Source organism: Peribacillus sp. SIMBA_075, assembly GCF_046534585.1.
In genome coordinates this window covers 1-243 of the sequence record NZ_JAWRYN010001417.1, presented here as the reverse complement: position 1 = coordinate 243, position 243 = coordinate 1, and the positions used below count along the sequence as shown (strand labels likewise).

Annotated in this window: 1 protein-coding gene; it reads left to right on the top strand. The window is 42.0% G+C overall.

All coding sequences use genetic code 11. The features are described 5' to 3' along the window. Positions 1–230 (top strand): ATP-binding protein (locus SB775_RS33020; protein ID WP_410865509.1); only part of this gene is annotated, 230 nt, incomplete at its 5' end. Positions 231–243 lie beyond the last annotated feature (13 nt).

Here is a 243-nt window from a genome sequence, read left to right as displayed (position 1 = left end):
AAGGCGGTAGCTTTGACTTTAAGCAAAAGCAGGAAGGACTAGGGCCTTATACATCTGCTCATACGGTGGATCAATTGGCAGAAGGAGGTCTTGGTTTATATTTGATGCAAACATTAATGGATGAAGTCGAGGTGCAAGCAAACTCCGGAGTTACTGTGGCAATGACAAAGTTTTTAAACAGGGAGCGAGTTGACCATGACACAACCATCCAAAACTATGAAACTAACTAAAGATGAAGTGGAT